Source organism: Glycomyces endophyticus (assembly GCF_039531525.1).
GTDB classification, from domain to species: domain Bacteria; phylum Actinomycetota; class Actinomycetes; order Mycobacteriales; family Micromonosporaceae; genus Glycomyces; species Glycomyces endophyticus.
Map to the genome: position 1 here is coordinate 89,494 of NZ_BAAAQF010000013.1, position 23,676 is coordinate 113,169.

General features: G+C 70.8%; 26 protein-coding genes, 1 tRNA gene and 1 pseudogene. 14 read left to right on the plus strand and 14 right to left on the minus strand.

Annotated features, from left to right (window positions below):
* The first annotated feature begins 163 nt into the window (after window positions 1-163).
* Window positions 164-949: a DeoR/GlpR family DNA-binding transcription regulator gene (locus ABD419_RS17230; RefSeq protein WP_344488589.1), complete on the plus strand. Its 786-nt coding sequence runs from the start codon at window positions 164-166 to the stop codon at window positions 947-949.
* Window positions 950-1,027: 78 nt separating this feature from the next.
* Here the strand turns inward: ABD419_RS17230 and ABD419_RS17235 are convergent, their stop codons facing one another.
* The 6 genes from ABD419_RS17235 to ABD419_RS17260 are packed head-to-tail and all read right to left on the minus strand — an operon-like array spanning window position 1,028 to window position 5,910.
* Window positions 1,028-2,308: a hypothetical protein gene (locus tag ABD419_RS17235; RefSeq protein WP_344488592.1), complete on the minus strand. Its 1,281-nt coding sequence runs from the start codon at window positions 2,306-2,308 to the stop codon at window positions 1,028-1,030.
* Between the two features lie 37 nt (window positions 2,309-2,345).
* Window positions 2,346-3,635: a hypothetical protein gene (locus ABD419_RS17240; RefSeq protein ID WP_344488595.1), complete on the minus strand. Its 1,290-nt coding sequence runs from the start codon at window positions 3,633-3,635 to the stop codon at window positions 2,346-2,348.
* A gap of 56 nt (window positions 3,636-3,691) precedes the next feature.
* A complete protein-coding gene (locus ABD419_RS17245) occupies window positions 3,692-4,246 on the minus strand; it encodes a DUF3180 domain-containing protein (protein WP_344488598.1) in 555 nt (184 codons plus the stop codon).
* Window positions 4,239-4,760: a 2-amino-4-hydroxy-6-hydroxymethyldihydropteridine diphosphokinase gene (folK, locus tag ABD419_RS17250; RefSeq protein WP_344488601.1), complete on the minus strand. Its 522-nt coding sequence runs from the start codon at window positions 4,758-4,760 to the stop codon at window positions 4,239-4,241. Before folK ends, ABD419_RS17245 begins: the two co-directional genes overlap by 8 nt.
* Window positions 4,757-5,122 carry a dihydroneopterin aldolase gene (gene folB / locus ABD419_RS17255; RefSeq protein ID WP_344488604.1) on the minus strand — a complete coding sequence of 122 codons (366 nt, stop codon included), beginning with the start codon at window positions 5,120-5,122 and terminating at the stop codon, window positions 4,757-4,759. The genes folK and folB overlap by 4 nt, the downstream gene beginning before the upstream one ends.
* A 47-nt stretch (window positions 5,123-5,169) precedes the next feature.
* Window positions 5,170-5,910, minus strand: coding sequence for a metal-sensitive transcriptional repressor family protein (locus tag ABD419_RS17260; RefSeq protein ID WP_344488607.1), 741 nt, complete (start codon window positions 5,908-5,910; stop codon window positions 5,170-5,172).
* A 69-nt stretch (window positions 5,911-5,979) separates the two neighbouring features.
* On the opposite strand from ABD419_RS17260, the gene ABD419_RS17265 reads away from it, so the two are divergent.
* Both ABD419_RS17265 and ABD419_RS17270 read left to right on the plus strand, forming a co-directional pair.
* Complete coding sequence (locus ABD419_RS17265) at window positions 5,980-7,743, plus strand: glycerol-3-phosphate dehydrogenase/oxidase (RefSeq protein ID WP_344488610.1); 1,764 nt, start codon at window positions 5,980-5,982, stop codon at window positions 7,741-7,743.
* Between the two features lie 14 nt (window positions 7,744-7,757).
* A tRNA-Arg gene (locus ABD419_RS17270) sits at window positions 7,758-7,830 on the plus strand.
* Window positions 7,831-8,083: 253 nt separating this feature from the next.
* Here ABD419_RS17270 and ABD419_RS17275 read toward each other — a convergent pair.
* Window positions 8,084-8,695 (minus strand): TetR/AcrR family transcriptional regulator, encoded by a 612-nt coding sequence (locus tag ABD419_RS17275; RefSeq protein WP_344488612.1) that lies wholly within the window; start codon window positions 8,693-8,695, stop codon window positions 8,084-8,086.
* Between the two features lie 109 nt (window positions 8,696-8,804).
* On the opposite strand from ABD419_RS17275, the gene ABD419_RS17280 reads away from it, so the two are divergent.
* Window positions 8,805-9,662 (plus strand): SDR family oxidoreductase, encoded by an 858-nt coding sequence (locus tag ABD419_RS17280; protein WP_344488616.1) that lies wholly within the window; start codon window positions 8,805-8,807, stop codon window positions 9,660-9,662.
* A 125-nt stretch (window positions 9,663-9,787) separates the two neighbouring features.
* Window positions 9,788-10,336: a dihydrofolate reductase family protein gene (locus tag ABD419_RS17285; protein WP_344488619.1), complete on the plus strand. Its 549-nt coding sequence runs from the start codon at window positions 9,788-9,790 to the stop codon at window positions 10,334-10,336.
* A 147-nt stretch (window positions 10,337-10,483) separates the two neighbouring features.
* Here the strand turns inward: ABD419_RS17285 and ABD419_RS17290 are convergent, their stop codons facing one another.
* Window positions 10,484-11,122, minus strand: coding sequence for a hypothetical protein (locus tag ABD419_RS17290; RefSeq protein WP_344488622.1), 639 nt, complete (start codon window positions 11,120-11,122; stop codon window positions 10,484-10,486).
* A 351-nt stretch (window positions 11,123-11,473) separates the two neighbouring features.
* On the opposite strand from ABD419_RS17290, the gene ABD419_RS17295 reads away from it, so the two are divergent.
* Window positions 11,474-12,301 (plus strand): hypothetical protein, encoded by an 828-nt coding sequence (locus ABD419_RS17295; RefSeq protein WP_344488625.1) that lies wholly within the window; start codon window positions 11,474-11,476, stop codon window positions 12,299-12,301.
* A 118-nt stretch (window positions 12,302-12,419) separates the two neighbouring features.
* Entirely contained in the window at window positions 12,420-13,190 is a 771-nt protein-coding gene (locus ABD419_RS17300; RefSeq protein WP_344488628.1) for a hypothetical protein, read from the plus strand.
* 151 nt (window positions 13,191-13,341) lie between these two features.
* On the opposite strand, the gene ABD419_RS17305 is transcribed toward ABD419_RS17300, so the two are convergent.
* Genes ABD419_RS17305 through ABD419_RS17315 form a run of 3 tightly spaced genes read right to left on the minus strand, consistent with a single transcriptional unit; the run spans window position 13,342 to window position 15,241 of the window.
* Complete coding sequence (locus ABD419_RS17305) at window positions 13,342-13,794, minus strand: arsenate reductase ArsC (protein ID WP_344488631.1); 453 nt, start codon at window positions 13,792-13,794, stop codon at window positions 13,342-13,344.
* Complete coding sequence (gene arsB, locus ABD419_RS17310) at window positions 13,791-14,873, minus strand: ACR3 family arsenite efflux transporter (protein WP_344488634.1); 1,083 nt, start codon at window positions 14,871-14,873, stop codon at window positions 13,791-13,793. The genes ABD419_RS17305 and arsB overlap by 4 nt, the downstream gene beginning before the upstream one ends.
* Window positions 14,870-15,241, minus strand: coding sequence for an ArsR/SmtB family transcription factor (locus ABD419_RS17315; RefSeq protein WP_344488637.1), 372 nt, complete (start codon window positions 15,239-15,241; stop codon window positions 14,870-14,872). Before ABD419_RS17315 ends, arsB begins: the two co-directional genes overlap by 4 nt.
* Window positions 15,242-15,537: 296 nt before the next feature.
* On the opposite strand from ABD419_RS17315, the pseudogene ABD419_RS17320 reads away from it, so the two are divergent.
* The 4 genes and pseudogenes from ABD419_RS17320 to chrA form a co-directional block, all read left to right on the plus strand.
* Window positions 15,538-15,985, plus strand: a pseudogene (locus ABD419_RS17320) (arsenate reductase/protein-tyrosine-phosphatase family protein); the annotation flags it as partial.
* Between the two features lie 141 nt (window positions 15,986-16,126).
* Window positions 16,127-16,621, plus strand: a complete 495-nt coding sequence (locus tag ABD419_RS17325; RefSeq protein WP_344488640.1) for a Chromate resistance protein ChrB — start codon at window positions 16,127-16,129, stop codon at window positions 16,619-16,621.
* Window positions 16,618-17,049, plus strand: coding sequence for a chromate resistance protein ChrB domain-containing protein (locus ABD419_RS17330; RefSeq protein WP_344488643.1), 432 nt, complete (start codon window positions 16,618-16,620; stop codon window positions 17,047-17,049). The genes ABD419_RS17325 and ABD419_RS17330 overlap by 4 nt, the downstream gene beginning before the upstream one ends.
* A 22-nt stretch (window positions 17,050-17,071) precedes the next feature.
* A complete protein-coding gene (chrA, locus tag ABD419_RS17335) occupies window positions 17,072-18,481 on the plus strand; it encodes a chromate efflux transporter (protein ID WP_344488646.1) in 1,410 nt (469 codons plus the stop codon).
* A 326-nt stretch (window positions 18,482-18,807) separates the two neighbouring features.
* Here the strand turns inward: chrA and ABD419_RS17340 are convergent, their stop codons facing one another.
* The gene (locus tag ABD419_RS17340) at window positions 18,808-19,665 is read right to left on the minus strand and encodes an NmrA family NAD(P)-binding protein (RefSeq protein WP_344488649.1); all 858 of its coding nucleotides are present in this window, start codon (window positions 19,663-19,665) and stop codon (window positions 18,808-18,810) included.
* A 320-nt stretch (window positions 19,666-19,985) separates the two neighbouring features.
* On the opposite strand from ABD419_RS17340, the gene ABD419_RS17345 reads away from it, so the two are divergent.
* From ABD419_RS17345 to ABD419_RS17355, 3 genes are all read left to right on the plus strand, one after another.
* Window positions 19,986-20,369, plus strand: coding sequence for a low affinity iron permease family protein (locus ABD419_RS17345; RefSeq protein ID WP_344488652.1), 384 nt, complete (start codon window positions 19,986-19,988; stop codon window positions 20,367-20,369).
* A gap of 269 nt (window positions 20,370-20,638) precedes the next feature.
* On the plus strand, window positions 20,639-21,196 hold the full coding sequence (locus tag ABD419_RS17350; protein ID WP_344488655.1) for a hemerythrin domain-containing protein: 558 nt from the start codon (window positions 20,639-20,641) through the stop codon (window positions 21,194-21,196).
* A gap of 64 nt (window positions 21,197-21,260) precedes the next feature.
* A complete protein-coding gene (locus ABD419_RS17355) occupies window positions 21,261-22,181 on the plus strand; it encodes a VOC family protein (protein ID WP_344488678.1) in 921 nt (306 codons plus the stop codon).
* Here ABD419_RS17355 and ABD419_RS17360 read toward each other — a convergent pair.
* Window positions 22,066-22,401: a low affinity iron permease family protein gene (locus ABD419_RS17360; RefSeq protein ID WP_344488658.1), complete on the minus strand. Its 336-nt coding sequence runs from the start codon at window positions 22,399-22,401 to the stop codon at window positions 22,066-22,068. The two genes, ABD419_RS17355 and ABD419_RS17360, sit on opposite strands and share 116 nt — an antisense overlap.
* A 163-nt stretch (window positions 22,402-22,564) precedes the next feature.
* A complete protein-coding gene (locus tag ABD419_RS17365; RefSeq protein ID WP_344488661.1) occupies window positions 22,565-23,383 on the minus strand; it encodes a SigB/SigF/SigG family RNA polymerase sigma factor in 819 nt (272 codons plus the stop codon).
* Between the last annotated feature and the right edge of the window lie 293 nt (window positions 23,384-23,676).

The window sequence follows — 23,676 nt, forward strand, 5'->3', positions numbered from 1 at the left end:
ATCGATCCGGCGTGTGTCGGCCCACCCCGGTGCGGCACAATGATCGTGAGCGCACGAGCATCGCATGAGCACGGCCCGAGCGCCCCAGAGCATACTTCGAACACTATCGTGCAGACGGCGGCGGCCCGCCGCCGTCCCGATCTTCCGAACGACGAGGAGCGACGTGGACCGCTACGCCCGGTGGAACACCCTGCTGGAGATCCTCGCAGAGACCGGACGCATCACCGTGGAGGAGGCGGCCGAGCGGCTCGGCGTCTCGCAGGCGACGATCCGGCGCGACTTCGACCAGCTGTCCCAGCAGCAGATGATCACCCGCACCCGCGGCGGCGCGGTCGCCGGCGGCATCTCCTACGACCTGCCGCTGCGCTACAAGACCGCCCGCCACGTCGAGGAGAAGCACCGCATCGGCACCGCCGCGGCCGGCCTCGTCAGCCCCGGCCAGGTCATCGCCCTGAACGGCGGCACCACGATCACCGAGGTCGCCCGCTCCCTCGCGATGCGCACCGACCTCGTCGCCACGCCCGGCTCGACCGGGCTGACGATCGTCACGAACGCCCTGAACATCGCCAACGAGCTGATCGTGCGCCCGCACCTCAAGGTCGTGGTCGTCGGCGGCGTGGTCCGGCCGCAGTCCTACGAGCTGATCGGGCCCCTGGCCGCGCCGATCCTGCGCGAGATCACCCTCGACATCGCGTTCCTCGGCGTCGACGCCATCGACCACAAGCTGGGCGCGACCAGCCACCACGAGGGCGAGGCGGCCATCAACGCGCTCATGGCGGCCCGGGCCCGCAAGGTGGTCGTGATCGCCGACGGCTCCAAGATCGGCGGCCACGCCTTCGCGCGCATCTGCCCCACCGACCGCGTCCACACCCTCGTGACCGACGGCAACGCCCCCGCCGAGCAGCTGCGCGGCTTCGAGGAAGCCGGCATCCGCGTCATCGTGGTGTAGGGGCGCAGCGCCGCCGAGGCGCGGCGCCGAACGCGGAGCGGGGCCGCCCGATGGGCGGCCCCGCTGTCGTCCCGAGTGCTACCGGGCCGCGGTGGTCGCGTCCGGGAGGGTCGGTTCGAAGAGGCCGGTGCCGTCGTCGACGGCGCCGTTCGGGGAGTCGTAGGGCGACATCTCGGCGGTGTCGGACTCGACGTCGGCGTACTCCTTGGGCCGGCCGAGGCGGTCGAGGCCGAAGGCGACGAACAGGCCGAGCAGGAGCAGGCCGGCGTAGACGGCGCCGGTCCACTCGCCGTACACGTCCGGGTCGAGGCTCGCCCACACCAGCAGCAGGGCCCACACCGCGACAGTGGCGAGCACGGTGCCGAACACCGGGCCGCGCCGGCCCCACGGGCTGGTGCCCGCCAGGAACACCGCGATGAGCACGAACGGCGTCACGTCGGTGCCCGAGAGCATCCCGAGCGTGAACGTGGAGTCGACCGCCCACTGCACCGACTCCGGGCCGCCGCCGAAGACCATCGGGAGGAACCCGGCGAGGGCGGCGAGGAACAGCGCGAGGAGGTTCCCTGCGAGGAGCAGGAAGACCGAGCCGCCGTCGCGGTCGCCGGTCCCGTCCGCGGCGCCCTTGACCAGGCTGAGCCGGTCGCGCACGCCGGGCGCGAGGCCGAGGAGGCCACCGGCCGCCGCGAGCGCGGCCGCCCCGGCGAACAGCCACGCGTTCCCGGGGTTGGTCCAGGTGCCGCCGTCCTCCGCGCCGAGCCGCTCGACGAGCTCGTTGAGCGCCGGGAACGAACCGGCGATCACGACGAGCGACGCGAGGCCCGCGAGCCAGGCCGGGATGCGGAAGACCACCGTGAGCACGGTGAACAGGATCGCCAGCACCAGCGCGGCGCCCGCGGTGTAGGCGAGGCCCACGAGCGGGTTCTCGCCGACGAACAGCGACGGGAGGTACAGCGCGAGCACCGGCATGGCCGGCACCGCGAGGTTGACCGCGCCGAGGCGCAGCGTCAGCCCGAACCCGGTGACGATCAGCAGCACCGAGGCGAGGTTCGCGAAGTGCGGGCTGAGGGCGTCCATGGTGATGCCGCCGCCGAAGACCTCGTCGCGGCGCTGGTAGAGCAGGAACAGCGCGTTCAGGGTCAGCAGCAGGAGGATGGCCTCCCAGATGAACTGGAAGCCCACCCGGTCGCGCACGGGGGCGGGCGCCTCCGCGTAGCCCACGGTCGTGGCCGGGCGGCCCGCGAACGGGTCGATCGGCTGGGCGCTCTGGTTGTCGACGCCGTTGCCGACTGCCGGGGCCGCGACGTCGAGCCGCTGGGTCTGGTCGAGCCGGTCGTCGCGTTCTGGGGGTACGTACGTCATGTCGTCTGTCCTCTGCGGGGTGTGGAGGGCGGTGGGGTCAGCGGTTGTAGCGCCGGTCGGTGTCGAAGCGGGTCCCGTACCCGTCCCGCAGGTCGTCGAAGGCGCCGGACGCCCCGAACGGGTCGGCCGGCTGCTGCTTGGGGATGCCCCCGGTGGTCCGGATGCCGCCCGTGTTCGTCCACGGGTCGCCGCCGGAGCCGAGGTCGGCGAGGTCGTCGTCGTACCGCTCGTAGGAGCCGGTGTCGCGGGGGTCCTCGTCGCGCAGGTCGTCGACCGACCCGGCACGGGAGGTAGAGGCGGCCTCGACCTCGTCGACCTGGTTCATGGCCTCCACGAGGCGGGTCACCAGGAACCCGGCGACGATGGCGCTCAGCGCGATCCAGCTCGGGTCGAAGCTCCAGCCGCGCGCCTCGGCGAGCCACATCAGGCCCAGCACGAGGGTCGCGGCGAACACGGTGCCGCACACGCCGCCGCGGCGGCCCATGAGGCTCGTCCCGCCCAGCAGCGCCGCGCCGAGCGCGAGCACCGTCAGCAGGATCGGGTCGGGGAGCCCGGCCGCGCCCGCGTCGGGCACCGAGGTCCAGGCGGCGACGACGCCGGCCGCGCCCGCCAGGGCCGAGGAGAGCAGCACGCCGAGGAACACCAGTCCCCCGCGGCCGTGCCGCTCGCCGGCGGGGGTGTCGCGGATCGGGGCGAGGCGCGAGCGGATACCCGCGAACGCGCCGACCAGGCCCAGGAACAGCGAGATGCCCGCCGCGCCCGCGAGCGCCGCGAGGACGCCGGTGCCCGGCAGCGCGGCCAGCGAGAACGCGCCCGGGTCGCCGGCGCCGCCGGCCCACAGGCCGATCGCGCCGCCGACGGCGCCGCTCGCGGCCCAGCCGGGGGCGCGCAGCCACGCGGTGACGGTGGCGAGGACGATGCCGGTGAACGCGGCGGCGCCGAGGCCGACCGCGAGCGCCATGGCCGAGCCGGAGCTCGACGCGTCGACGAACATCCACGCCGCGAGCAGCGCGATCGGTCCGACGGCGAGGTTGACGGCGCCGACGCGCAGCGAGACCGCCATCGCGCAGGCGAGCATGAGCACCGGCGCGAGCGCGTCGGCGAAGCCGGACCAGGAGCCGTCGGCGAAGGGGCCGGCGCTCGACCGGGTGAGGGCGAACAGGACGCCGCAGCAGAGCAGCAGCAGGCCGATCTCCCAGACCACGTGGACCGCCATGCGGTCGGCCGGGGACTCGTCGTCGCCGGCCGGGACGGCCTTCATCTGCGACGTCGTCGCACCGGAGGTCGAATCGCGGTCGCCGCTCCGGGATGGGGAGTCGAATTTCATGGGGCGCACCTCAAAACACGCGCGGAGTATGGGGGGATGGGTTCAGCGGGGTCGGTTCAGGGTCGGTCGGTGCGGTCGTCGTCGTCCTGCGGGGGAATGCGGCAGGAGTGCTCGAGCCAGACCGCGGCCGCGGTGAGCGCGGCGCAGGCGACGGTGCCGAGCACCGCCTTGGGGAGGTCGTCGGTGGCGGCGGTCAAACGTCCTGCCTGGACCGCCAGCCACACGGTGAAGCCGAGGTAGGCGCCGAAGAAGGCGGCCCCGGCGATCGAGGCGGCCTTGCCGAGGACGGCGAAGCGCGCGATCTGGAGCGCGTGCTCCGGACCGTCGAGCCGTCCGCGGGCGGGCGACGGGTCGCTCCCGTCGACCGCGGCCGTCTGGAAGCTGCTTTTCTTGGGGCGCAGCGTCCTCCGGGTGGTCCAGGCCAGCCATGCGAGGAGCGCGGCGAGGGCGAGGACGACCACGGAGTTGTACCAGCCGAGGTCGGGGGCCTGCTGGTAGTAGCGGGCGACGAGGAGCAGCGTCAGCGCGGCCCCGACGAGGGCCGCCACCGCGAGGGTGGACGGCGCGGTCGGTCGAAGGCTCGGCGTCGGACCGTGGTTCCCGTCACTCATGATGCTCTGACCATATCGGGTGAAGTCGGCGGAGTGCGCGCGCGTCCGCCGCGACGGTCTCGTCCCGTAGCAGGTCCCTCACCCGGCCCTTCCCGGGGAGCTCCGCCTCGCGGTCCACGGCGAACCACGGGACCAGGACGAACGCCCGCAGATGGGCGAGCGGGTGCGGCAGCCGGAGGTCCGGCTCGTCGGAGTGGACGGCGCCGTCCCCGTCCCACACGGCGATGAGGTCGACGTCGAGGGTCCGGGGCCCGTAGGGGCGCTCGGGGTCGCGGACGCGGCCCGCCTCGGCCTCCAGGCGCTGCCCGAGCGCGAGCCAGTCCTGCGGGGAGCGCGCGGGGTCGTCGGCGACGACCGCGATGTTGTAGTAGGCGGGCTGCTCGTCGTCCCCGCCCCACGGCGGCGTCTCGTACACGTCGGAGACGGCCTCGGGGGCGGTCGCGGCGATGGCGGCCCGCAGGGCCGCCTCGCGGTCGCCGAGGTTGGAGCCCATGCTGAAGACGACCCGGCTCATTGCGCACTCCGCTCGATGGTGACGGCGACGTCGGTGAACTGCTGCGCGATCGGCGCCTGTGGCTTGTGGACGGTCACCGTCGCGGAGCGGACGCCCTCCAGGGCGGTGCACGCGGCGGCGAGCCGCTCGGCGAGGGTCTCGATGAGGTTGACCGGCTCGCCCGCGACGATCGCGGCGAGCGTGTCGGCGAGCGCGCCGTAGTCGACGGTGTGCCGAAGGTCGTCGCTGGCGGCGGCCGCGGCGGTGGAGGTGCGGAGGGCGACGTCGACGATGAAGTCCTGTCCGGCGTCCCGCTCGAAGTCGAACACGCCGTGGCGCCCGTGGACGCGCAGTCCGGTCAGGGTGATCAGGTCGGTATCCACGCGCCCGAGCCTACTCGAACCGGCCGCGGCGTCGAGGAAGGACGAACTCAGGGGGCCTCCGCCGCCTCCGCCGCCGCGGCCTCGACCGGGACCTCGGCGGCGAGGCGCGGCTCGGGGACCGACACCGCCGCCTCCACGACCTCGACGGCGGGGACCTTGCCGGCCCGCCGCGCCGCCGTGCGCGAGCGCACGAAGTACCACGTGGCGACCGCCAGGACCGCGCCCGCGAGGAGGATCGGCAGCAGCCGCAGGTTCGCGTCGAACCAGTGCAGCAGCTCCCGGTACTCGGCGTCCGGGTCGAACAGCAGCACCGCGGCGATCCCCGCCGCGACCACGCCCGCCCCCGTGAACAGGCCCGACTTCCACCACAGGCCCAGGCTGAAGCGCCGCGCGAGGATGCCCGCGGCGTCGAAGATCCGCTTCGCGCGCAGCGCCCTGATGGTGCCCACCAGGTACGCGAGCCGCAGCACCTGCGCGCCGCCCGCGGCGACCACCAGGCTCACCAGCGTGAGCGCGCAGACCAGCAGCATCCACTTGTGCCGCCACAGCCAGTCGCGCTTGTGCTCGGCCGCGACCAGCAGCACCACCGACTCGAACCACAGGACGGCCCCCGCCGTCCACCCGATCACCTTGCCCGCGAAGGCGAGGTCGCCGTCGGTCCAGACGGTGAGGAACACGGCGGGAATGGAGACGCACACCGCGACGATGACCGGGACCCGCAGTTTGAACTGGAGGAACCGGGCGAAGACGGTGAGCTTGTCCGGGCGCGAAGGGGGGTGCGGGCTCACCCCTCCAATTTACGCGCCGGGTGCGCGGAGACGGGTGTCAGCCCAGCTCGCTGCACGTATCGTGAACGCATGCGCACGCCCGCCTCGTGGACCCGATCGCAGGCCGGCCGCCTCTCCCCGGAGCGGCGGCGGGCGGATCTGGAGCGGCTCGGCCGGGACGTGTTCGACGTGCTCGTCGTCGGCGGCGGCGCGACCGGCGCCGGAGCCGCCGTCGACGCGGCGTCCCGGGGCCTGAAGACCGCCCTCGTCGAGGCCCGCGACCTGGCCTCCGGCACCTCCTCGCGGTCGAGCAAGCTCGTCCACGGCGGCCTGCGCTACCTGGAGCAGCTCGAGCTCGGCCTGGTCCACGAGGCCCTCACCGAGCGCGGCCTCCTCGCCGGGAGCCTCGCCCCGCACCTGGTGCGGCCCGTGCCGTTCCTCCTGCCGCTCAAGGGGGTGTGGGAGCGGGCGTACTACGGCGCGGGCGTCGCCGCCTACGACGTCCTCGCGACCGCGATGGGCTTCGGCGCCGCCCGCACCGGCCGCGGCGGCCTCCCCTGGCACCGGCACCTCTCCCGCGCGGGCGCCCTCCGCGCCTTCCCCGACCTCGACCCGCGCGTCCACGGGGCGATCCGCTACTACGACGCCCAGGTCGACGACGCCCGCCTGGTCGTGGCCCTGGCCCGCACCGCGGCCTCGCTCGGCGCGGCGGTGGCGACCTCGGCCCAGGCGGTCGGCTTCGTCCGCGAGCGGGGCCGCCTCGCGGGGGTGGAGGTCCTCGACGTCGAGTCGGGGACGAAGCGGACCGTGCGGGCGCGGACCGTCGTCTGCGCCGCGGGCGTGTGGAGCGACGAGCTGGCGCGGATGCTCCCCGAGCGGTCCGGCATGGCGGTGAAGGCGTCCAAGGGCGTGCACCTGGTGCTCCCGGAGGCGGCGATCCGGGGCTCGGCGGGGATCATCTCGCGCACGAAGTGGAGCGTCCTGTTCATCATCCCGTGGGACCGGCACTGGCTGGTCGGCACCACGGACACCGCGTGGGACCTCGACCCGGCCCACCCGGCCGCGTCGGCGAGCGACGTCGCCTACCTGCTCCAGCAGGCCGGCGACGTCCTGGGCCGGCGCCTCGACGTGTCGCAGGTGGAGGGCGTCTACGCGGGGCTGCGGCCGCTGCTGCGCGGCGAGACCGAGGAGACCTCGAAGCTCAGCCGCGAGCACGCCGTGGTCGAGCCCGAACCGGGCCTGTTCTTCGTGGCGGGCGGCAAGCTGACGACCTACCGGATCATGGCGCGCGACGCGGTCGACGCCGCCGCCGCCCGCCTCGGCCCCGACGTGCCCGCCAGCGGGACCCACCTCCTCCCCCTCCTCGGCGCCGACGGCTTCGCGGTCTACTGGGACAACCGCGCACGGATCGCCAAGCGCGCCAAGACCTCCGTCGCCGTGGTCGAGCACCTGCTGCGCCGCTACGGCAGCTTGGCGCCCCAACTGCTGACGATGATCGCCGAGCAGCCCCAGCTGGGCCGGCCGCTCGCCGAGAGCGACTACCTGCGCGCCGAGGTCGTCTACGCGGCCCGGTACGAAGGCGCGCTGCACCTCGACGACCTCCTGACGCGGCGGCTGCGCCTGTCGATCGAGTCCTTCGACCGCGGCACCCTCGCAGCCGCCGACGCCGCCGCACTCGCGGGCGCCGTCCTCGGCTGGGAGGACCCCCGCCAGGCCCTCGAAGTGGAGACCTACCTGCACCGCGTCGACGCCGAACGCCGGTCCCAGCAGCAGCCCGACGACGACGCCGCCGAGACCGCCAGGCTCGCCGCCGTCGAGCTGCGCCGCCTCGCCCGCTCCCGACCGATCGGCTAGACTCGGCATCCGTCGCCCCCGTAGCTCAGGGGATAGAGCGTCGGTTTCCTAAACCGTGCGTCGCAGGTTCGAATCCTGCCGGGGGCACATAATATTGATAAGCGTGAATATAATTCATGTTGCACAAGGCCGATGACCAGCAGGGTCGTCGGCTTTTTGACTCGCACGGTGCCATCACCGTTGCGGTCGCCATCGGGGGACGTTGTGACCCGCCATGGCCCGCAGACGCACCGCGCCGCATCACGGCGGGCGGGGAGGGATACACCGCCGCGGTCACCGCGGGTACCGCACGCGCCCGCACTCCGGACGGTGCCGATCATGGCACCCCGCCCTGGATCGCCTAAGGGCGGTGACGCAACCCGTTGAGGGCGGTCGTGACGACGCTGTCGACGTACTCGATGGTGAGAGGCCCGCTGCGCTGCAGCCAGCGGTTGAGCACCGGACCCCACACCATGTCCACTGCCACATCGAGGTCGAGGTCCTCGGCGAGTTGTCCAGCCCGCTGCGCGCTTCGCAGCCGCTCCAACTTGATCATCCTCAGCGGCCGGTCAAGTCGCTCGGCGTAATCGGCGGCCAACTTCGGATCGTGCGCGACCTCGGTGGCCAGCGCCCGCATCGGCACGTCGAAGCGTGGATCGTTCAGTTCCTCAACCGTGGCACGCAGCACCGTGGTCAGGTCGGCCCGCAGATCGCCGGTGTCGGGCAGCGCCGCGGGCTGACCGTCCTCGCCTTCGCTGAGCATGAGGAAGGCCTCGAGGAGCACCGCGCCCTTCGATGGCCACCAGCGGTAAATGGTCTGCTTGCCGACACCGGCCCGTGCGGCGATGCCCTCGATGCTCAGTTTGGCGTATCCCACTTCCTGGACCAGCTCGAACGCGGCGGTGAGGATGGCCCGCCGAGAGGCCTCGCTGCGGCGGGCCGCGCTCGCCGGCGACGGACGCTGCGTCATCATGCCCGCAGCCTAGCAAACAAAGACGAGACGTTCCGTCTTGACAACACAGGCGAGTGCCCGTAGCATTCTGTCGAGACGAGACGGTTCGTCTCGACAGAAGGAGATTTCATTGCGCACAACACCCGCTGCCCCGCGGACATGGTTCATCACCGGCGCCAGCCGCGGTTTGGGCCACGCGTTCGCCACGGCCGCATTGGAACGCGGTGACCAGGTAGCCGCGGCCGCTCGGAGCATCACCCAGGATCACTTCGACCAGCGCCACGCCGACCGGATACTCACGCTGAATCTGGATGTGACCGACCGGGCCGCGGTGATGGCCGCCGTGTCCTCCGCAGTCGAGCGCTTCGGACGGCTGGACATCGTGGTCAACAACGCCGGGACGATGTCATCGGGCATGGTCGAGGAGTTCACCGAGGCCGAGGCACGCTCCCAGCTGGAGGTCAACCTGTTCGGCGCGTTGTGGGTCTGCCAGGCCGCCCTGCCGCACCTTCGCAGCCAGAACAGCGGGCACATCGTGCAGATCTCCAGCATCGCCGGTCTCGGCGGCTTCCCGACCACCGGGATGTACAGCGCGAGCAAGTTCGCGCTGGAGGGCATGAGCGAGGCGCTGGCGATGGAGGCCGCGGCGTTCGGCGTCAAGGTCACCATCGTGCAGCCCGGCGGCTACTGGACCGACCTGTACACCAGCATGGCCTCGACCGCCCCGCTGGAGCCGTACGGCCCGCTCCGCGAGGAACTCGCCAGGCAATGGGCGGAGGGGTCGGTCGACAGCAAGCCCGAGCTGGCGGCCGCGGCGATGCTGAAGCTGGTGGACAGCGACAACCCGCCACCGCGGTTGCTGCTCGGCAGCATGGTCTACGACCTCGCCTTCGACATCTCCCGGCAGCGGATGGCGGTCTGGGAGAGCTGGGAACCGGTCAGCCGGGCCGCCGAGCATGCCGTCCCCGCCCCAGAGCAGATCGCCTGATCATCACGTAGAAACCCGCACGTGCTGAGTACGGGTGGCAACCGACCCGCTGCAACTGCAATCGACCTGTGCGGCTCCTGGCCGCACCCGGAAGCACCAACCAGCCAGCTTTGAAAGGGCCAGTAATGAGGAAGCTCATCGAGTCGACGTTTGTGACCCTGGACGGGGCTATCTCCGCACCAGAGAAATGGGGCCGCCCCTACTTCGACGAGGAATACGCCGGATACGCCCGCGACCTGCTGTTCGCCTCCGACGCGCTGCTGCTGGGGCGGCGGACCTATGAGGACTTCGCCAGGGTCTGGCCGCGTATGGAGGCGGTCGAGGGCGAGTACGCGGTCCGGATGAACAGCCTGCCCAAGTACGTCGCCTCCCGCACCCTCACCGAGACCACCTGGAACGCCACCATCCTTGACGGCGACGTCGCCAAGGAGGTCGCCGGGCTCAAGGAGCAGCCCGGCCAGAACATCCTGAAGTTCGGCACCGGCGAACTGGACCGCACCCTGCTGGAGCACAAACTCGTTGACGAGTACCACTTCTGGATGTACCCCACCATCGCCGGCAGCGGCGAGCGCCTCCTGGACGGCCTCAATACCACCCACCTCAAGTTGATCAAGACCACGACCTTCGCCTCGGGCGTCATCGTCCTGGCTTACACCCATGGCGGTACGGCATGACCACGACTGCGATGGCCGACTGGGTGTGACGTTCAGGGACGTTGGTCCGCTCTTGTAGCGGATTCGTCTGACAGGTAGAGGCCTCGCGTCCAGGGTAGTGGCCTGGGAAGAGGATCCTTGTTCATGCACGACGACCGGTGGCCGTCGTCAATCGAAGGCGCAGCACTCCAGCATACCGGCGCCGAAGTGCCGCAGGAGGACGTCGCGGAGCGGCCCGTGGGGGCGGGTGGGGCCGTTCTTCGCGTAGGTGGCGAAGACCGTGCGCACCGGGTGCTCGGTCATGACGACCGGGTCGACCTCGAAGTCGGGCCCGTCCGGGCCCATGAAGTCGGGGTTGTCCCGCTCGTCCCGCAGCGCCGTCGGTTCGGCCAGGGAGTAGAGCGCCGCCTCAGGGTCGCTCACGTCCCCGTACACCTCGGCCATCCCGGGGTTGCCGAAATCGAGGCCGGGGAAGTAGACGGCGACGTCCCCGCAGTCGGCGGGCAGCGCGGCGAGCGCGGCGGCCGCTTCGCGGGAGCCGGTGCCGAAGGCGCGGAAGGTCATGAGCCCCCGGTACGTCTCGACGGTGGTGCCGAGCAGTTCGTCGCGCGCCTGCTCGCGGAAGGCGTCGGCCGCCTGGTTCCCGATGGCGATCGGCGCGGCCGAGTCGAGCCGGCCGGTGACCAGCACCCACCGCTGCCGCGTCACGCGCTCGTCGAGCAGGTCGGCGCACAGCCGTGCGAAGCGGTCGAGCGGCATCCGGACCGGTTCGGCGGGCGCGACCCACATGTGCTCCCAAACGCCCATCAGGGACCCCGTTCCATCGTCGTGATTCGAGCAGGTCCCCATTCTGCCGACCCGCGTCCACCGGCCAGGTGGCGACCATGACGCGATGCGCGTCGGCGCCGTGGTGGAAGGGTTGCGGTTCGTTGCTGGGTTCGGCTGCAGACTCGAAGCGGACGTCCTCGCGGGTTCAAGGAGTTCGCCGGGGAAGGCCATGCGGGCTTCGAGGAGAATGGTGCTCTTGCGCGGGTTCCGTAGAATTCGCGGCGGCGCTGCAAGTGCTATCGGTCCGCCGCGCGGCTGGGGCGGGCGGAGACGGGAACGAACGTTTCGCCGGCGATCCGACAGCGGTTGCGGCCTCGAGTAGGAGCAGCAATGGAGCTTCCGAAGGCGGTCGAGAGCTGGGCGCGCAAGACCGATGCGGCCGAAGTCGAATGGGCGCGCGACGCGGTCGACTCCTGGGCCCGGGAGAGGGAGTTCCCGCAGCCGTTCAGCTGGGGCGAGGCCGAAGCGGCCGTGCTCGCGCGCGAGTACCCGCCGCTGCCCGGATCCTTGGTGATGCGCCTGGTCGGCGTCGTCGCCTGGGTCCTCATCGCGGTCCTGGCGGTGCCGACCGTCGGCGGCGCGGTGGTCGGCTTCGCGGCGATCGCCGCCGCCGCCCAGGACGGCCAGGACGCCGCCAACGGGTGGCTCTCCCCGGCGACCGTGCTGTTCCTGTTCGGGTTGGTCAGCGTCGGCTCGATGCTGAGCATGTGGTGGGAGACGCGGCGCCGGAGCCCGATGCTGCTCGCCGTCGCCGGAACCAGCGCGCTCGCCGCTGTCGCTTCGTGGGCGGTGCTCGCGCTCTCGCCCGTCTCGGCCGAGGGCTGGCTGCCCTGGCTGATCATCGCAACGGCCCTCGTCGGCGCGGTGGCATTCCTGCTCGGCGCCTTCTCGAAACCAGAAGGGCGGGCGAAGCGCCGCAAGCCCCCTCGGCGCGGGCCCAGGGGCGACAAGCGGGCGCGCGCCGCGAAGGCGCGGCAGCGGCTGCTGGAGGTCGTCCTCGACCGCGGGCTGGTCTACTTGGACGAGGCCGACCTGATCCGGGTCGGCGAAATGCCGCTGGGGTACTGGAACGAACTCGACGGCCTCAGCGATCGCGAATGGCGGCGGGTGCTCGAGCGCCGCCATGTCGGCTGGCGCGAGTTCGACGCGAAAGGCTGAGACCCCCATGCACACCGAGACCGAGGAAGTCTGATGCCCAAGACCGCCGCCGTGTCGAAACCTCAACCCGATGGGATCAGATCTCGCAATGTCCGGTAAGTCATTCAGCGGTCGGCGCATGGAGTCGCGAATCGGCTCCTTCCTCGGCCCCGAACAGATGGCCGTCTTCGTCCGCCGCATGCGTATCACGGGCACCTGCCTCGGGGTCGCCCTCCTCGCAGTGTCCGTTGTCCTCGGAACCATGGACGGCGGATTCGAATGGACCGCGTATCACGGCTCGACCTACCGCAGCAGCAGTGGCACCGGGCTCTCCTACGAGGGCACCGGCGTCATCGTCGGGCTCATCCTCCTGATCGTGCCCTACGGCATCGGCTACGCGTTCCAGGTGGGCGCGGGTGATCTGTTGTACCTCGACGGCACCGAGCTGACCGTGGTGAGGTCCGGACGGCGCGCGCCCACAGCCCTCGACCTCTCCCAGGTCCGTTCGGAAGTGCGCCTGGAGAAGGTTCCAGGTTCACAACCGGGCAGCGCCGAGGCGCGCGAACAAGTCGGCAGCTACCGGCCGATCCTGGTGCTGCTCTCCGAGACCGGCAGCCGCGAAGCCGTCATCGAACTCGCCGACCACCGCAGTCGCGCCATGCGCCTCTCCGATGAGATCCGGGCGCTCGAAACCGCCATGCGCTTCAGCGCCGATCCCGCGATCCAGCACGCCGCGGGCCAGCTCCGCACCCTGCTCCGCTGGACGAGGCTCCCGGTCATCCACGACACCGCCCCCGACGCGATCCCGGCAAGCCCGCCCGATGCCGCATCCGCCCCGATGCCCCGAACCCCCGTCACCAGCGGGGTCGAAGCACCGGAAATCGAAATCGCCGGACCGGGCCGCGAATGAGCATGGTGCTCCGGAGCCCGATGGTGATCTTCGGTGCGGCCTGCGCTCCGGCGAGCGGCTGCGAGGTGCCGCCGCCTTCCCGCGCTCCGGACGGGCGGCCGCATATGATCGCCCCCCTTGGACTCCAGCACGTTGCGGACCCCGCCGGTGCTCATGCGTTCTGGCCCTCGGGGAAGAGTTCGGCCAGCAGGCCCTCGATGCGGGTCTTGATCTCGTCGCGAATGGGGCGGACGGCTTCGACGCCCTGCCCGGCGGGGTCGTCGAGTTTCCAGTCGAGGTAGCGCTTCCCGGGGAAGATCGGGCAGGCGTCGCCGCAGCCCATGGTGATGCACACGTCCGACGCCTCGACGGCGTCGACGGTGAGGATCTTCGGCGACTGGTCGGAGATGTCGATGCCGACTTCTTTCATGGCTTCGATGGCGGCGGGGTTGACCTGGTCGGCCGGGGCGGACCCGGCGGAGCGGACTTCGACGCGGTCGCCTGCGAGGTGGGTGAGCCACCCGGCGGCCATCTGGGAGCGCCCGGCGTTGTGGACGCAGACGAAGAGCACGGACGGCTTGGACATGGCGATGTTCCTTTGTGTAGCAGAGCTGTTGATGGTCATAAGCGGGTCTCCTGCGGTTCGGGTGCGCGGAAGAACCGGCGGGCCCACAGGCTGACGTAGACCAGGCCGACGAGGACGGGGACTTCGATGAGGGGTCCGACGACGCCGGCGAGGGCCTGGCCGGAGGCGGCGCCGAAGGTCGCGATGGCGACGGCGATGGCGAGTTCGAAGTTGTTGCCCGCGGCGGTGAACGCGAGGGTCGTGGTCCGCTCGTAGTTCAGGCCGATGCCTTTGCCCAGGAGGAAGGACCCGGCCCACATGAGCGCGAAGTACGCCAGGAGCGGGAGCGCGATGCGCACGACGTCCAAGGGCTGGGCGATGATCGCCTCACCTTGGAGCGCGAACAGCACGACGATGGTGAACAGCAGCCCGTAGAGCGCGAACGGCCCGATGCGCGGCAGGAATCGCGACTCGTACCAGTCCCGGCCCCTGCGCCGCTCGCCCAGGGCCCGGGTCAGGTATCCGGCGGCGAGCGGGATGCCGAGGAAGACCGCGACATTCGCGGCGATCTCCCAGCCGGAGACGTCGAGGCCGGTGGCGTCGAGGCCGAGCCAGCGCGGGAGGGCGTCGAGGTAGAGCCAGCCGAGGCCGCCGAAGGCGATCACCTGGAACACCGAGTTCAAGGCCACCAGAACAGCGGCGGCTTCGCGGTCGCCGCAGGCGAGGTCGTTCCAGATGATGACCATGGCGATGCACCGGGCCAGGCCCACGATGATCAGGCCCGTGCGGAACTCGGGAAGGTCGGGGAGGAAGACCCAGGCAAGGGCGAACATGAGCGCGGGCCCGACGAGCCAGTTCAGGGCCAGCGAGGAAGCCAAGAGCCGCCTGTCGGCGGTGACGGTGTCGAGGCGGTCGTAGCGGACCTTCGCAAGGACCGGGTACATCATGACCAGCAGCCCGGCCGCGATCGGGAGTGAAATGCCGCCAATCTGAATCGCGTTGAGCGCCTTGCCCACCGCTGGTATCCACTGACCGAGGGCGATGCCCGCGAGCATGGCGGCGCCGATCCAGATAGGCAGGTACTTGTCGAGGGTCGACAGCCGCGCGCCCGCGGCGGTCGGGACTTCTGTCGCGGTCATGCGCCGGCCTGCTGCGGGACCGAGAGGATCGTGGAGAGCAGGTCGAGGGCGGGCTGCTCGGCGCGGTAATACACCCAGGTGCCGCGTCGCTCGGAGGAGACCAGGCCGATCTCGCGCAGCACTTTGAGGTGGTGGGAGATGGTCGGTGCGGAGACGTCGAACGTGTCGGTCAGGTCGCACACGCACGCCTCACCGCCTTCGAAGGAGGCGATGAGCGAGAGCAGGCGCAGCCGGATCGGGTCGCCGAGGGCCTTGAACGAGGGCGCGAGCCGCTCGGCCTGGTCGGCGCTCAACGGCTCAGCGACCAGGGGCGTGTGGCAGTCGGCCAGCGCGAGCGGGAGCGGGGTCCGTGCAGGTTGCTTCGACATGCGCCTATTTTGACGAGGATCGAACCAACCCACCACTCGGACATGCCGGTCATAAAGATCGAGCCTGGGGCAACTCGGGCACCAAGCAGCGTGTCGATGCCAGGGGTTCGCCCGGCGTTTGCGCACGTGACCGCCGATGTTCACGCCGATACAAGTTCGACATCTCTCTAATTAGATGTTCATCAAGTTCGAGTGCCCTGGATCGAAGGGACCCCTGCCATGTCCGATGCCGACGCGCTCACCATCCCGCCCGCCGCGGCGATGCTCCTGGACACCTCTGCCGCCCGCCTAACGGAGCCGCCGAACGCCTGGCCGCCACCGCGAAAGCCAACGGACTCGCCGTCCCCGACGTCCCGGAGGTGCTGTTCGTGTGCGTGCACAACGCCGGGCGCTCCCAGATGGCCGCCGCGCTCCTGGCCCACCACGGGGCCGGGCGTGTCGTCGTCCGCTCGGCCGGATCGACCCCCGCCGGATCGGTGAACCCGGCCGTGGTCGCCGCGCTCGCCGAAGCCGGGTTCGACATCGCCCAGGAGTTCCCCAAGCCGCTCACCGACGAGGCCGTGCGGGCCTCGGATGTCGTCATCACCATGGGCTGCGGCGACGCGTGCCCGATCTACCCGGGCAAGCGGTACCTGAACTGGGACCTCGACGTCCCCCGCCGGAGCCGACCTCGACTTCGCCCGCACCCTCAGAGACGACATCGACGCACGCGTCCGCGCACTGCTGGCCGAGCTCCTGGCCTGACCTCTGAGAACTCGTTTCAAGTTGCTCGTGGCCCCCGGGTCGCGGTAGCTCCTGGTCGACGTCGGCACGTTGGACCGGTGGACAGCGAGGCGTGTAGCACCCCGCTTTGATGTAACCGTGGTTTCATGCAACCATGGTTACATGAGCATTGGCGGGTCGTCATCGGGCGAGTGGGTGCTGTTGTCGTACCGGATGCCGCGGGAGCCGTCGAGTCCACGGATCGCGTTGTGGCGCAAGCTCAAACGGCTCGGCGTCGCGCAGATCTCCGACGGCCTGGTCGCGCTGCCGGCCGACGCCAGGACACGAGAGCACCTGGAATGGATCGCCGACGAAGCCGTCCAAGGCGGCGGATCGGCGGCGATCTGGATCGCCCGGCCCGCGGCCCTCGCCCAAGAGCGGGATCTGGCTTCGGCCATGGCCGAAGCCCGGGCGGTCGAATACCGGGCCGTCCTCGAAACGGCCGCAGCCGCCGCCGAGCTGCCCGAGGCCGAGCGCGTCCCGGTGGTGCGGCGGCTGCGGGCTGAACTCCAACGCATCGGCCGACGCGACTACTTCCCGCCGCCCGAGCGCGAGGAGGCCCGCCGCGCCGTCGCCGACCTGCACCGCAGCGTCGAGACGAGGGCGGTGGAGCGATGAGGTGGGCGACGCGGGCGAACATCCACATCGACCGGGCCGCGTGCATCTGGCTGATCCGCCGTGCCGTCGACCCGGACGCGGAGTTCGTGTTCGTCACCGACCCCGCCCACGTCCCCGTGGACGCGACGCCGTTCGACATGCGCGGCGTCGACCTCGGACACCAAGGCGGCGACTGCACCTTCGAGACCATCCTGCGCCGCTACGAGTTGACCGACCCGGTGCTGTGGCGCATCGCAGAGACCGTCCATGAGGCCGACCTCGACGACGAGCGCTTCGACGTCCCCGAGGCCCACGGCATCGACATCGCCCTGCGCGCCTTGTCGATGGTGTGCGACGACGAGCAGACCATCGCCCACACCCGGCCCCTCTTCGACGGCCTCTACGAGTACTACCGCCGCCAGACCCTCATCGGCCGCGAACCCGCCTGACCTGTGAAGGACCCCTTGCCCAATGAGCACGCAACCCGACCGCACCGAACCGACTCGTGACGAGCAGCCAGTGACGATCCAAGGCGACGTGGTGCCCTTCCGGACCGCGCTGCGAGCGTGGTTCCTCATCTCGCTCCAGACCTTCGGCGGTCCGGCCGGGCAGATCGCCGTCATGCAGCGCACCCTGGTCGACGAACGCCGCTGGATCGGCCAGCAGCGGTTCCTCCACGCCCTCAACTACTGCATGCTCCTGCCCGGCCCCGAAGCCCAGCAGCTCGCCATCTACGTCGGCTGGCTTCTCAACGGGGTGCGCGGCGGCCTCGCCGCCGGCATCCTGTTCGTCATCCCCGGTGCCCTCGCCCTGCTCGTCCTCTCCATCGTCTACGTCGCCTTCGGCGACACCACCATCGTCACCGCCCTCTTCGCCGGACTCGCCCCCGCGGTCGTGGCGATCGTCGCCCAGGCCGTGCACCGTGTCGGCAAACGCGCCCTCTCCCACCCGCTCCTCATCGCGCTCGCCGTCGCCGCGTTCCTGGCCTTGGCGCTGTTCGGGATCGCCTTCCCGATCGTCATCGCCACCGCGGCCCTCGCCGGATGGGCGATCGGACATTGGAGGCCGGGCGTGTTGAAGAACGGCAGCCACGGCAAGGCCGACGACGGCCCCGCCCCGCTCATCGCCGACGACGCCCTCCACCACGAAGCACCCAGTGGCAGGCGCGCGACCCGTATCATCGCCGTCGGCCTGATCCTCTGGGCCGCACCGGTCCTCGCGATGATCCTGCTGACCGGCTCCGATTCGGTGTTCACCGCCCAGGGCCTGTTCTTCTCCGGCACCGCGGTCGTGACCTTCGGCGGCGCCTACGCCGTCCTCGCCTACGTCGCCCAAAGTGCCGTCGAGCACTACGCATGGCTCTCCGCGACCGACATGGTCAAGGGCCTCGCCCTGGCCGAGACGACACCGGGACCGCTGATCATGGTCGTCCAGTTCGTGGCCTTCCTCGGCGCCTACAACAACCCCGGCGACCTCAACCCCTGGACCGCAGGCGTCCTCGGCGCACTCCTCACCACCTGGGTCACGTTCGTGCCCTGCTTCCTGTTCATCTTCCTCGGCGCCCCCTACATCGAGCGGCTGCGGAACAACCAGCGCCTGTCGGCAGCGCTCACCGGCATCACCGCCGCCGTCGTCGGCGTCATCGCCAACCTCGCCCTCTACTTCGCCGTCAACACCCTCTTCGCCGAAAGCCGAGCCGTCGATGCGGGTCCGTTCCAGTTCACGCTCCCCGAACTCACCTCGGTCCGCCCGGTCGCCGTCGCGATCACGGTAATCGCACTGGTACTCGTCTTCGGCCTGCGATGGTCGGTCCTCCGCGTCCTCGGCATCTGCGCCGCCCTCGGTCTCATTGCCGGGCTCGCGGGCTTGCCCGTCGCCTGAGCTTGGCGCGCAGCGGGGCGGTCAGCGTGCGGCGAGGCCCTTGCCGATGAGGACGGTGGCGAGGTCGAGTAGGACGACGAACATGACGGTGGCGTTCTCGCCCCCGGGGAGCGTAGACCCATCGACCAGTCCAGGAACCGCAGCAGCGAGGCCACTGTCATCACCGCGACGACGGCGCTTACCCGTGAGTACTGGCGGCGGGAGACGGCGTGGGCACTGGCGGCCTCGGCGATCGGGACCTCCTGGCGGGTCGAGCACCCGTCGCCGTCGGCGCAACCTGCGCCCGCATGTGAGGTGACCTGGTCGAGGACTCCTTGGCCTGAGCATCAGTCGAGATGCGGGCCGCTGGCCATCCAGACGTCGCGTTCCCGGTGGGCGAACTCGGTGAAGTCCACTGGGGCCCGGCCGAGGACGGTGGCGACGTCTTCGGTGAGGCCGGCGGCGAGGCCGAGGCGGGCCGTGGTGTAGATGGCGGCGGTGACGGCCACCATGGGTCGGGGCATGTGGAGGTGCCGTCTGGCGTGGCGCATGTAGCGCAGGAGTCCGGGGCGCGCGTATCGGATCGGACGCCCCAGTTCGGCGGTGAGGATCTGAGCGACCTGGTCGTAGGTGAGCGCTCGCGGGCCGGTCACGGTCCAGGCCCGGTCCGCGTGGGCTTCGCGGTCGGCGAGCGCGGCGGCCGCGACCGCGCCGACGTCGGCGGCGTCGACGAACGCGGTGGCGCCGTGCCCGGCCGGCACGAAGATCTCGTCGCGGTCGCGCACGTCGGTGAGGTGCACGGTGGACAGGTTCTGGTGAAAGAACGAGGCGCGGACGAACGTCCACGCCATGCCGGAGGCCCGGAGCCACGATTCGACTTTCGCGTGCGGCACGACCTTGTTCCGCTCGGCTCCTTGCAGCGACAGGAACACCACGTGCTCGACCCCGGCTGCTCGGGCGGCGTCGACCGCGGGCAGCAGGTCCCGTTCGACGTTGCCGATCGCGGGCGGTCGGACCAGGAACATCGCGTCCACGCCGTCGAACGCGGGTCCCCAGGTGGCCGGATCGGTGAAGTCGAACCGGACGGTACCCGGTTCCCCGGCCCCGGAGTGCACGGTGGTGCGCACCTGAATGCCCTCGGCGGCGAGCTCTCGGGCGACGACCGACCCGACATTGCCGCTCGCGCCGGTCACGAGAACGACCACAATGCCTCCAAGAATGCCGTGAAGCGACGCGAGACGCCTCAGGCTATCCGAAGCCGCGCTCAATCGGAGAGCATGGCGAGACTGACTTGAGCGGCGAACTCGGCGGCATCTCGGACTCGCCGCAGGCGAACCGGCACAGCTGCCCCCGCGCAGGAAGCGCTCATTCCACTCGCCGAGGTCGTCGCCGCCGAGATCGCGGCCATGCACGTCCCTGCGCCTCCACGTCAGTCCACCACCATTTCCCGTTTATGTTCGGCGGACCAGGGCATATTCCTGGGATGAGTGAGACCCCTGTTGACCCCGGTGAACATTCGGCCACGATGCCTTCGGACATCAACGCACGGGTCGGGCGGTTCGACCGGTTCTCGACATGGGCCTCCAAGCTGACAGGCCGCCCCGGCTACTTCGTCTTCTGCACCTTGGTCGTCCTCATCTGGGCGCCCACGTTCTTCGTGTTCGAGAAGCTGACCTGGCACCTGATCATCGACACCATCACCACGATCATCACGTTCCTGATGGTCGCGCTGCTGCAGAACAGCGAGACCCGCAATGAGGCCGCGCTCCAGCACAAGCTCAACGCCGTCGCCGGCGGCCTCGCCGACGTCCTCGGACACCTCGCCCGCGAAGGCGGCGACGAGCGCCTCAACGAGCGCCGCAGCGAGCTGCACCGCGCCGTCGGCCTCGAAGACGACGAGAGCACCTGAACCCGCGCATGGGCCGTCCGGGCGGCTCCTGCCGCTCCTCGGGCTTGCCCGTCGCATTGTCCCCCTCAGTCACCTGCGGCCCCTCGCGGGACCTTGTGGCCGGCGGGTGCCCGCGCCTGTTGGGCGTGCTCATGGGGCTCGCATGTCCAGCCGCGAGCGGGGTACTCCCTGCTCCGGCGCACCGGAACGAAGCGGGCCGCTGCCAAGGCCCTCAACACCTGACCGAGCGATCACCGACGCAGCATCAAGACGACAAGAGGAGCGAATCTATGAGCGGCGATGTAGTGGACCTGATCATGGCCGACCACCGCGAGGTGGAGCGCCTGTTCAACCAGCTCAAGCAGCACCCCGAGACTCGGCCACTGACAGTGCCGGTGCTGGCGGCCCTGCTGACGGCGCACAGCCGCGCCGAGGAGGCCGAGGTCTACCCGGTCGCCCAGTCCGAGGCCGGCGAGACCGACGAGGTCGCCCACTCCCAGGAAGAGCACGAGCAGGCCGAGCTGCTGCTCGTCAAGCTCATCGAGGCCGACCCCGAGTCGCCGGGGTTCGACGCCGTGCTCCAAGAGCTGGTCGACTCGGTGACCCACCACGTCCAGGAGGAGGAGTCCTCCGTCCTGCCGGGGATGAAGTCTCGCCTCGACGACGCCCGCCGCACCGAACTCGGCGCGGCCTTCGCCGCCTCCCGCGCCGCGCACCTGGGCGACCGGCCCGGCGAGGCCACTCGCAAGGAGCTGGAGATGCAGGCCCGCAACATGAACATGAGCGGCGCCTCGGACATGAACAAGGCCCGGCTCGAACGCGAGCTGAAGAAGCAGGCCAAATCCTGAAGCCCGAGCGCAGACTGAGCCGGCGGATCTTGAGCAGCAAGGGGGGAGCGTGAGCGATCGGCCTGTGCTCAGGTCCGTCGACTGCATCCGGCTGCCGGTCCCTTCATTGGAGGCCGGGATCGACTTCTACTGCGGCAAGCTCGGCCATGAGCTGATCCGGCGGACCGAAACTCAGGCCGGGCTGCGGCTTCCTGACTCCGAGACGGAACTGGTCGTCCAGACCGAGCGACCCACCGCCGAGATCGATCTGCTGGTCGACACCGTCGACGCCGCCGCCCAGCGGATCGAGGCCGCGGGCGGGGCCGTGACGACCGAGCCGATCGAACTCCCGGTCGGCCGCGTCATCGGCGTCAGTGACGCCTTCGGCAACGAACTGGTCCTGATCGAACTCTCCAAGGGCCGCTTCACCACCGACGACGACGGCACCGTCACCGGTGTGTCAGCCCACCAGGGCGCCCCGTCACTCTCGCACTTCGCGCGAGCGATCGCCCCCGGCGGTGCCCGGTCAGTGGCGAGCGACAGTGAGAAGGACGACGGCGTCCTCCAGGACTTCGAGGTCGTAGTCAGGGGCGTCGGGCGCGGCCAGGAGCTCGAAGGCCCCGCCTTCCTGGACGTCGCCCCCGGCGGAGAGGCGGACGCGTCCACGGATCACCAGGAACGTGGTCTCGGCGGGGTTCGGATTGTCCTCCAGCACCGCACCACGCTTGAGCGCGACCAGAGTCTGGCCCAGGATGCGGCCGCTGCCCCCGTGCACCGTCCGTCCCGCGCGCCCCGACGCCGCGCCCTCGGCCTCACGCACGAGCGCTGCGACTACCGGTCCTTCGGCACTGATCTGCATGAGCTCCTCCTCCAGTCGCGATCAAGCGCTCTCATCGTCCTCGAGACCCACGGCCCGGCGCAGCTGCTCGCGGCAGTCGTCCAGGTCGTGGGAGTCCGGGTCCTCCTTGGCGGTGTGCTGCATGAGGTCGGCGAGNCAGGAACGTGATGATCGTGGTCGTGGTGTTGATGATCAGCTGCCACAGCTCCATCGGCAGCCAGATGATCGACGGCGCCCAGATCACCACCAGCAGCAGGCAGAACAGGAAGAACGGGGCCCGAGCCGCGAGCTCGGACGCCTTCGTCGCGAACTTGTCGAACGGGCTGGTCCGATGCGAGATGTCCTCCGGCATCGTCGCTGCGTCGCCCGAGTGCTTCTTCTCAGTCATCGTGCCCAGATCCCTCGCCGCTCAGGTGCGGACATCCCGTCCGCTCGATCGTGTCGCGGCGAGGGGTACCCGGTTGCGGCAGCGCGTATTCGCTCGGGCATCGCTGCGAGCCGCCCGGAGCGGTGTTCATCTGCGTAGGCCGGTCGGAACCGGCTCGGCAGCTTCATTTCGGTGCGGTGAGCATGCGTTCGCGCAGTTCCTCGAGGGTCTGCTTGAGCAGGCGCGAGACGTGCATCTGCGACAGGCCCACCGCCTCGCCGATCTGCGCCTGGGTCCGCTCCCCGAAGAACCGCAACGCCAGGATCCGCTGCTCCCGCTCAGGAAGCTCCCGCAGCAGCGGCGCCAGCGCCCCGATGTCATCGACCAGACGCAGCGCCAGATCCTCAGCGCCCAACGTCTCCGCCAGCGCCCCCGCCCCGGTGTCGGCGTGCGCGGGCTCGTCCAGCGAGACCGACCGGAACGCCTGGCGCGCTTCGAGCCCTTCGGCGACCTCCGCCTCGGACACGCCCAGATGCTCGGCCAGCTCCGGCCCGGTCGCGGGGCGACCGAGCGTCTGGGCGAGGTCGGCGGTGGCGTTGTTGATCGCGATCCGCAGCTCCTGCAGCCGGCGCGGGACGCGCATCGGCCAAGCGGTGTCGCGGAAGTGGCGCCGCACCTCCCCCATGATGGTCGGCACCGCATAGGACAGGAACTCCTTGCCGAAGGCCGGGTCGAAGCGGTCCACGGCGTGGATCAGGCCGACCGTCGCGACCTGGATCAGATCGTCGGTCGCGATCCCCTTGCGCGAGTACCGGTACGCGATGTGCTCGGCCAGCGGCAGGTGGCCGCAGATGAGCCGGTCGCGGATCTCGCTCCGGTCCGGATCGGACTCGGGAAGCGCGGCCAGGCGCTCGAACAGCGGGCGCAGGGCTCGGTACTCCTCGCGGGTCCCGGCCGGTCGCTCTTCGGATGATTCGGCAGTTCGGTCGTGCTCGGGTGCCATGGCAGGCCACCGCCTTGCGGTCAACTGGCGCGTCAGACCGGTACGAGACCGGTCTCGGATCGACCAGGCAGCATGCCCCGGGCTGTGACCGGCAGGCCGTGCCCCCCTGTCGCGGTGAGCGTGCGCCCCGGGCGGTTTGAGGACCGCCGTCTCCGGCATCGGCATGGAGCACCCGGACCGTTCTCTTCCTGCTCTGGGCCCTTCACCTCAAAGAAGACCCCGCACATCGAACGAGCGGCTCCATCGATACCCCGACCGTAACCCCGATCCCGACAAATGTCCCCCAGGTGACC

Excerpts from the sequence above, each read along its gene's own strand:
- ABD419_RS17315 (WP_344488637.1), bottom strand. The coding sequence starts at position 15,241 with ATGTCGAAGCAACCTGCACGGACCCCGCTCCCGCTCGCGCTGGCCGAC.
- ABD419_RS17325 (WP_344488640.1), top strand. The coding sequence starts at position 16,127 with ATGAGCATTGGCGGGTCGTCATCGGGCGAGTGGGTGCTGTTGTCGTAC.
- ABD419_RS17305 (WP_344488631.1), bottom strand. The coding sequence starts at position 13,794 with ATGACCATCAACAGCTCTGCTACACAAAGGAACATCGCCATGTCCAAG.
- ABD419_RS17300 (WP_344488628.1), top strand. The coding sequence starts at position 12,420 with ATGGAGTCGCGAATCGGCTCCTTCCTCGGCCCCGAACAGATGGCCGTC.
- ABD419_RS17235 (WP_344488592.1), bottom strand. The coding sequence starts at position 2,308 with ATGACGTACGTACCCCCAGAACGCGACGACCGGCTCGACCAGACCCAG.
- ABD419_RS17350 (WP_344488655.1), top strand. The coding sequence starts at position 20,639 with ATGAGCGGCGATGTAGTGGACCTGATCATGGCCGACCACCGCGAGGTG.
- ABD419_RS17265 (WP_344488610.1), top strand. The coding sequence starts at position 5,980 with ATGCGCACGCCCGCCTCGTGGACCCGATCGCAGGCCGGCCGCCTCTCC.
- arsB (WP_344488634.1), bottom strand. The coding sequence starts at position 14,873 with ATGACCGCGACAGAAGTCCCGACCGCCGCGGGCGCGCGGCTGTCGACC.
- ABD419_RS17240 (WP_344488595.1), bottom strand. The coding sequence starts at position 3,635 with ATGAAATTCGACTCCCCATCCCGGAGCGGCGACCGCGATTCGACCTCC.
- ABD419_RS17365 (WP_344488661.1), bottom strand. The coding sequence starts at position 23,383 with ATGGCACCCGAGCACGACCGAACTGCCGAATCATCCGAAGAGCGACCG.
- chrA (WP_344488646.1), top strand. The coding sequence starts at position 17,072 with ATGAGCACGCAACCCGACCGCACCGAACCGACTCGTGACGAGCAGCCA.
- ABD419_RS17290 (WP_344488622.1), bottom strand. The coding sequence starts at position 11,122 with ATGGGCGTTTGGGAGCACATGTGGGTCGCGCCCGCCGAACCGGTCCGG.
- ABD419_RS17330 (WP_344488643.1), top strand. The coding sequence starts at position 16,618 with ATGAGGTGGGCGACGCGGGCGAACATCCACATCGACCGGGCCGCGTGC.
- ABD419_RS17245 (WP_344488598.1), bottom strand. The coding sequence starts at position 4,246 with ATGAGTGACGGGAACCACGGTCCGACGCCGAGCCTTCGACCGACCGCG.
- ABD419_RS17345 (WP_344488652.1), top strand. The coding sequence starts at position 19,986 with ATGCCTTCGGACATCAACGCACGGGTCGGGCGGTTCGACCGGTTCTCG.
- ABD419_RS17295 (WP_344488625.1), top strand. The coding sequence starts at position 11,474 with ATGGAGCTTCCGAAGGCGGTCGAGAGCTGGGCGCGCAAGACCGATGCG.
- folK (WP_344488601.1), bottom strand. The coding sequence starts at position 4,760 with ATGAGCCGGGTCGTCTTCAGCATGGGCTCCAACCTCGGCGACCGCGAG.
- ABD419_RS17275 (WP_344488612.1), bottom strand. The coding sequence starts at position 8,695 with ATGATGACGCAGCGTCCGTCGCCGGCGAGCGCGGCCCGCCGCAGCGAG.
- ABD419_RS17285 (WP_344488619.1), top strand. The coding sequence starts at position 9,788 with ATGAGGAAGCTCATCGAGTCGACGTTTGTGACCCTGGACGGGGCTATC.